6 protein-coding genes are annotated in these 5,979 nt (G+C 37.6%); 5 read left to right on the top strand and 1 reads right to left on the bottom strand.

The genetic code is table 11. The features are described 5' to 3' along the window. Positions 1 to 287 precede the first annotated feature (287 nt). The 5 genes from dltX to dltD are packed head-to-tail and all read left to right on the top strand — an operon-like array spanning position 288 to position 4,734. Positions 288 to 428, top strand: coding sequence for a teichoic acid D-Ala incorporation-associated protein DltX (gene dltX, locus AACL61_RS05405; protein ID WP_003671255.1), 141 nt, complete (start codon positions 288 to 290; stop codon positions 426 to 428). 21 nt (positions 429 to 449) lie between these two features. Further along, the gene (dltA, locus tag AACL61_RS05410; protein ID WP_085719428.1) at positions 450 to 1,976 is read left to right on the top strand and encodes a D-alanine--poly(phosphoribitol) ligase subunit DltA; all 1,527 of its coding nucleotides are present in this window, start codon (positions 450 to 452) and stop codon (positions 1,974 to 1,976) included. Continuing rightward, positions 1,976 to 3,193 (top strand): D-alanyl-lipoteichoic acid biosynthesis protein DltB, encoded by a 1,218-nt coding sequence (gene dltB, locus AACL61_RS05415; RefSeq protein ID WP_339111090.1) that lies wholly within the window; start codon positions 1,976 to 1,978, stop codon positions 3,191 to 3,193. The genes dltA and dltB overlap by 1 nt, the downstream gene beginning before the upstream one ends. A gap of 19 nt (positions 3,194 to 3,212) precedes the next feature. Further along, positions 3,213 to 3,452, top strand: a complete 240-nt coding sequence (dltC, locus tag AACL61_RS05420; RefSeq protein ID WP_003665624.1) for a D-alanine--poly(phosphoribitol) ligase subunit DltC — start codon at positions 3,213 to 3,215, stop codon at positions 3,450 to 3,452. Continuing rightward, on the top strand, positions 3,445 to 4,734 hold the full coding sequence (gene dltD, locus AACL61_RS05425; RefSeq protein ID WP_102816928.1) for a D-alanyl-lipoteichoic acid biosynthesis protein DltD: 1,290 nt from the start codon (positions 3,445 to 3,447) through the stop codon (positions 4,732 to 4,734). The genes dltC and dltD overlap by 8 nt, the downstream gene beginning before the upstream one ends. Before the next feature lie 43 nt (positions 4,735 to 4,777). On the opposite strand, the gene AACL61_RS05430 is transcribed toward dltD, so the two are convergent. Further along, positions 4,778 to 5,713, bottom strand: a complete 936-nt coding sequence (locus AACL61_RS05430; RefSeq protein WP_339111091.1) for a glutaminase — start codon at positions 5,711 to 5,713, stop codon at positions 4,778 to 4,780. Positions 5,714 to 5,979 lie beyond the last annotated feature (266 nt).

A 5,979-nucleotide genomic window follows, 5' to 3' on the forward strand; every position in this document is an offset into this window, starting at 1 on the left:
TATGAAAACTTGACAGATACTCTTGCAATTATTGTTAAATTAGTCCATCATTGTCATGTCATATAAAATTATAAATAAAGTTTATATTTTTCTAGTTACAATTAGCTCAGAAAAAGTTATAATTTTAAGGTAATAAGCATTCTTATTTCTGAACATTTCATTAATTTTTTCTTAAAGACTTTACAGTAAGGTGAAAGTAACTCACCCTATTAGCCGAGATACATAATTAATGGTATTCTTGATATGAATGTCAATTACAAATTTATAAAGATGAGAGAAGGAGAACTATGGCTCAGATTATTCAACGCCATCCTGCATTACAATTCATCTTAAAAACATTATTTTACTTTGTAGTGCTTCTTTTATTAATCTACCTTTATGGTTATTATGGAGCAGGCCAAGAGCCATTTATCTACAACGAATTCTAATGCGGAGGAAATAGATAATATATGAGTAAGAATATTATTACCGTCTTTGAGCAAATTGCCAAGGACAACTCAACGCGGATCGCATATGATGAAATGGGCAAAACGACCACTTATGCGGACTTAAGCTCAGCAGTTGATACTTTAGCGGCATGGCTTAGTACTCAATCTTTGCCTGATCGTAGTCCGATTCTCGTATATGGTGATCATCAAGTTGAAATGATTATTAGCTTTTTAGCGGCTCTAAAAGCTGGACATACTTATATTCCAGTGTCCAACGATTCAGCAATTCCACGGATGCAATCAATTCTGGATACTGCTAAACCGGCGATGATTATTGCTGTTAATGATTTTCCAAGCAATGATCTCCAGTTTGATGCCCCGATTGTCGATCATCAACAGCTTGAAAAAATTTTGGCAACACCGCAAACTTTTGATACTTCAGCAATGATTAATGGTGACGAACTAGCTTATGTCCTCTTTACGTCTGGAACTACCGGTTCACCAAAAGGGGTTGAAGTTAGTCACGATAACTTTATGACCTTTGTTGACTGGATGCTAAGTGATGAATTTAAAATCAAAGAACATGCTAATTTCTTAGGGCAGCCACCATATTCATTTGATCTTTCAAACATGTACTGGTTACCAGCACTACTTAATGGTGGGACAATCAAGGCGCTTCCTCACGAAGTTGTTGAAAATTTTGGTCAGATGTTCACTGCTCTACCAAACCTTGATCTTGAGGTATTTGTAGGGACACCATCGTTTGCTGATATGTTAATGCTTAGCCCAGCATTTAACCAACAAAAAATGCCAAGCTTAAAGACCTTTCTCTTCTGTGGCGAAGAATTAACAGTAAAGACTGCCAAAGGATTACACCAACGATTCCCAGATGCTAAAATCTTCAACACTTATGGTCCGACTGAAACAACGGTTGCCGTATCAGGAATCGAGATTACTCCTGAAATCATTGAAAATAATGACCGCTTACCAGTTGGCTATGCAAAGCCTGGAGTTAAATTATCCATTTGGAATGGCGATCAAGAAATCACTACTCCCGGTGAACAAGGTGAGATTGTAATCAGTGGTAATAGTGTGGCACGTGGCTATATGAATAATCCAGAAAAAACAGCCAAGTCATTCTTTAAGATTGATGGTGTGCCTGCTTACCGAACTGGGGATGCGGGTACCCTTGACAGCGATGGCTTACTTCATCACAAAGGCCGCATGGATTTCCAAATTAAATTACATGGTTACCGGATTGAACTTGATGAAGTTCGTGCCAGTCTTGAAAAGAGTCCTCTAATCAAACAAGCAGTTGCGGTTCCAAAATATAATAAAGACGGCAAAGTTACGCACCTGATCGCTTATGTTATTCCAAACGAATCTACTGAAGATACGGCTGGATTAACAAAACAAATTCGTGAAAGCTTGGACGGCTTAATCATGCCATACATGATGCCTACCCAATTCGTTTACCGTGAATCATTCCCAATGTCTGCAAATGGCAAGATTGCAGTTAAACAAATGATTGCTGAGGCTAACAAGTAATGATTGATTGGATTTCAAACCTTCCTAATTTCAGTGCTTATGGAACCCCGGTATACTTCTTCTACTTACTTCTTGCTATTTTGCCGTTGGGAATCGGCCTTTACTTTGGGAAGAGGTTTAGCTGGTATGAAGCATTAATTAGTTTCATTTTTATCTTCTTAATGTTCGATGGTTCAAGCTGGCAACAAGGAATTTCATTAATTGCTTATGTTATTTACCAGACAATTATTGTGATGGCTTATCATCGCTACCGGCAAAATAATAATTCGAGTGGTGTTTTTTATTTCACTACCGCCTTATCAATTTTGCCGATTGTAATTGTTAAGCTCTCACCGGCAATGGTTAGTCATAACTCCCTCCTTGATTTCTTAGGAATTAGTTATTTAACTTTCCGGGCAGTCGGAACAGTAATTGAAACGCGTGATGGAATGATCAAAGAGATTTCCCCATGGAAGTTCATTCGTTTCATTCTGTTCATGCCAACCATTACTTCTGGACCAATTGATCGTTACCAACGTTTTGAAAAAGATTATAAAAAGGTTCCGACCCGCGAGGAATATTTGAATCTTGTTAATACGGGAATTTTCTACTTATTCCTTGGGTTCTTGTACAAGTTTGTTATCGGTTATTTCTTTGGTCAGCGTTTTTACCCCTTCTTTGAAAAAGCGGCCTTGGCTGATCCATCATTCCCTTCTTGGAACTTAGTCGGTGTCATGTACACTTACGGACTTTACTTATTCTTCGACTTTGCCGGTTATTCATTGTTTGCAGTTGCTATTAGTTACTTTATGGGTGTGCGTACCCCGATGAACTTTAAGCAGCCTTTCAAATCGAAAAACCTTAAAGAGTTCTGGAATCGTTGGCACATTAGCCTTTCTTTCTGGTTCCGTGATTATATTTTTATGCGGTTCGTCTTTCTTGCTACCAAAAAACGATGGTTTAAGAATCGAAATGCCTTGTCATCAACCGCATATATGCTTAATATGTTACTAATGGGCTTTTGGCATGGAATTACCTGGTACTATATTCTCTATGGTTTTCTCCAAGGTCTAGGCCTAGTAGTTAATGACTGGTGGCTGCGTTTCAAGCGCAAAAACTTAAAACAGCTACCACATAATAAGTTCACTACTGGAGTTGCTATTTTTGTCACATTTAACTTTGTAATGTTTACTTTCTTGATCTTCAGTGGGTTCTTAGATACTTATCTATTCAAATAATTTTAGGAGGATTTTAATTATGCAAGAACAAATTATTAATATTTTAGCTGATGCAACTGGTCGGGATACTGCAGACTTTAGTGATGCAAGTCAAAACCTTTTTGAAAGTGGTCTTTTAGACTCAATGGCAACTGTTAGTCTTCTTCTCGGTTTACAAGATGCTTTTGGCGTTCAAGTACCAGTTTCAGAATTTGACCGTAGCCAATGGGACACTATTGAAAAGATTGAAGAACGGGTAAAGGAGCTCCAAAATGCATAATGGCAAAAAGCTGTGGTCAATCTTTGGCCCGCTGATTGTCGCTTGTCTATTAGTAGTTCTTTTGTTTTCACTGCCGATTAGTAAAAAGCACTCAGCGGCGATTGAACATAAAGCTGCAGTATCACTAAGCCCCGTTGTTTTTAAGAACCAATCAATTAAGCAACAAGCGCTCAGTGATAAGCACACTCACTATGTTCCATTCTTTGGTTCTAGTGAATTACGGCGAATGGATCGCTTCCATCCTTCTGTAATGGCTGCTCGTTATCATAACTATACTCCTTTCCTCTTTGGTTCACGGGGTACCCAATCTCTTCCGCAATTCTTTAACATTAATTCAATGGAAACGCAGATGAGAAATAATAAGGCAGTCTATATCATTTCACCACAATGGTTTACCAAGCAGGGTGTTCAACCACCAGCTTTCAAGTACTATAATGGTGAACTCGCTAACCTTAACTGGCTTCAACACGCTAATCCTAAATCACCATATGATCGTTACATTGCAACGCGATTAATTGCAATGCTTGGCAAAGATGGGACTGTTTCTTCGTATGCTAAAAAAATCGCTGAAGGAAAATCCCTGAGCAGTTTCGACATGGGAGTTATCCGCTTCCGACTTAACATGCTTGTTCATGAAGATGCCATCTTCTCAGGTTTTCAATTAAATAATAACTATGGCAAGCATATCCTCCCAAATGTTAAGAAGCTTCCTCAGCATTACAATTATAATGAACTTTATGATGATGCAATGAATGAAGCCGCACGTGATACTGATAACAACCGTTTCGGTATCAAAAACAGCTTCTATACCCAGCGTGTAAAGAAAAATTTAGCGAAAACAAAGGGATCACAACGAAATTTCAATTATACTAAGTCACCAGAATATGGCGATTTGGAAGTAGTTTTGAATCAGTTTAAGAATACCAATTCAAATGTCCTCTTTATCATCCCACCTGTTAATTCAAAGTGGGAAAAGTACACGGGGATGGACATGAATATGTATTACCAATCTGTTAAAAAAATTAAATTCCAGCTTCGCCAACAAGGGTTCAATCATATTTTGGATCTTTCTCATGATGGTGATAAGCCTGGATTTATGGAAGATACTATCCATATCGGTTGGGCTGGTTGGGTAAAAGTTGATAAAGCTACTAATAGTTTTATTTCTAATAAGCAACCGCAACCACATTACCAAATCAATAGTAAGTTCCTTTCACCAGAATGGACTAACTTAACCCCAACTCCTGGTAATTTACAGAAATTCCAAGAAAAATTACATTAACAAAAAGCGAGACTTGAAGAATTTTCTTCGGGCCTCGCTTTTATTAAACTACTAATTGATCAACAACATCTTGTAATAAACTCATTCCTGCCAAACTATTGCCATGTTGATCAAGAGCTGGACTAAAAATACCAATACCACATTTTTGCGGGGCACAAGCCAATAAGCCGCCGCCAGTACCACTTTTAATAGGGAGTTCAATTTTAATTGTGTATTCTTTTGATTCTTCAAACGAACCAACTGTTGTTAGCAATTTCTTTACCAACTCGTTATCTTCATGGCTAATAAGACGCTCATTATCCCAAGGTTTAATTCCATCATTTGCCAAGACTGCTCCTAAGTTAGCAAGACTCTGTGATGTCACCATCATTGAGCTTTGCATAAAATAAGTTATCAATATTTGATCAACAGTCTCTAAAATATCCTTATCTTTCATATAGTAAGCCAGTGCATGAATATCTTTATCATTCATAATTGCTGACCGAAATAAACGCTCATTCAAGCTAATGCATGGGTCATTGCAGATCTCACGGCAGAACCCGAGAAGGGCATTAAAACTATTCTGCCCCATCAACTGGTCAATTAAGGCTGTCGTTAACAAGGCGGAGGAATTATTAAGGTAATTTATCCGGTGGACCTGCTCGGTTAACTCGTCATCCAATAGTACCGAACTTAGGCTATAATCTGCCGAACCATTTTCTAGTTCTGCTAAGACACGCTTATGTCCTAATCTCTTGATCGCTAATATTAAAGCTACGACCTTCGCAATACTCTCAATCGCAAATCGCGTTCCTGCCATTCCAGCGGTCCCAATTTCGTCCTCGTCAACGTCATAAATGGCAATGCCAAATTGCTGCGGATCAACAATTCCTAATATTGGAATATAGTTTGCAACCTTACCATGAGCTGTTTCAGCAAAGTTTTTATCAATCAATTGCTCTAATTTTTTCATCGTCAAAACCTCTCTCACACAAGGCATAAACCCTGCAGCTCCTCAAGCACCAAACAAGAAAAATCAGCCCCCTTTTACACTTAATTTGCATGATGAAATAATAGCCTAATATCTACATGAGCTCATCTTCTCAGATACTAATCATCGTAATAATCGTAACAAATACATTATAAATAAATCAAATAATTAGAATAAATATTTTTATAAAAAGATAACGAAATACCCCACTCTTATTTATACATTCCTAAATAAGAGTGGGGTATATTTAATTTATGGTAGATTGTAAAATTTAA

This window comes from Limosilactobacillus reuteri subsp. porcinus (assembly GCF_036621895.1).
GTDB classification, from domain to species: Bacteria; Bacillota; Bacilli; order Lactobacillales; family Lactobacillaceae; genus Limosilactobacillus; species Limosilactobacillus reuteri_J.

What these genes read in the sequence shown, in the direction of transcription:
- dltX (WP_003671255.1), top strand. Translation starts at nt 288, where the DNA reads ATGGCTCAGATTATTCAACGCCATCCTGCATTACAATTCATCTTAAAA.
- dltA (WP_085719428.1), top strand. Translation starts at nt 450, where the DNA reads ATGAGTAAGAATATTATTACCGTCTTTGAGCAAATTGCCAAGGACAAC.
- dltB (WP_339111090.1), top strand. Translation starts at nt 1,976, where the DNA reads ATGATTGATTGGATTTCAAACCTTCCTAATTTCAGTGCTTATGGAACC.
- dltC (WP_003665624.1), top strand. Translation starts at nt 3,213, where the DNA reads ATGCAAGAACAAATTATTAATATTTTAGCTGATGCAACTGGTCGGGAT.
- dltD (WP_102816928.1), top strand. Translation starts at nt 3,445, where the DNA reads ATGCATAATGGCAAAAAGCTGTGGTCAATCTTTGGCCCGCTGATTGTC.
- AACL61_RS05430 (WP_339111091.1), bottom strand. Translation starts at nt 5,713, where the DNA reads ATGCCTTGTGTGAGAGAGGTTTTGACGATGAAAAAATTAGAGCAATTG.